The organism is Apibacter muscae (assembly GCF_007845595.1).
Lineage (GTDB): Bacteria > Bacteroidota > Bacteroidia > Flavobacteriales > Weeksellaceae > Apibacter > Apibacter muscae.
Genome location: NZ_SELI01000006.1, coordinates 1 through 609 on the forward strand (window position 1 = coordinate 1; position 609 = coordinate 609).

1 protein-coding gene is annotated in these 609 nt (G+C 35.1%); it reads left to right on the plus strand.

Annotation, left to right across the window (positions count from 1 at the left end; all coding sequences use genetic code 11):
* A partial coding sequence (locus tag ETU10_RS00100; protein WP_146309244.1) for a T9SS type A sorting domain-containing protein occupies positions 1-570 on the plus strand: 570 nt, incomplete at its 5' end.
* Positions 571-609: the final 39 nt, after the last annotated feature.

Genomic DNA, 609 nt, shown 5'->3' on the forward strand with positions numbered 1-609 from the left:
GGAGAAGAATACATGGCCGTATTAAGACTTAAAAAGCAAGAAAACCAACAACAAACCAAGAAAAACCAAAGCATAGAAGCCCCAAAAACTAAAGCAGAACCCCACGAGCCCCTACATTTCACGCCCAAATTCCAAGAAAAACCCGAAACATACTACTGGGAAGTAAAAAAAGGCACAGAAAAAAGAACCTACACAGACCCAGAACTCAACCTAACCCTAGAAAAAGAAGGAATCTACACCATCACCCTATTTGCCACCTATTCAGACGGAACAGAACAAAAAACAGAACAAACCATAGAAATAAAAAAAATAAATATTCTAGAAAACCAACCAGAAATTTATGAACAAGAAGTAGCTATTACCCCCAATCCAGCCACTAGCTATATCCATATAAAAGGCACCAAAGAAGGGAAGAAAATAACTATTGAAATCATAGATACGAACGGACGATTATTACAAAAACAAGAAGGAATCACAACCATGAATATCCAAAGTTTAGCACCGGGAGTTTACTTTATAAAAATAAAACAAGAAGGAAAAACTACCGTAAAGAAGATGATTAAAATATAAATACTGTTGCAGAATAGAAATACAAAAGCTTGTTGAAAA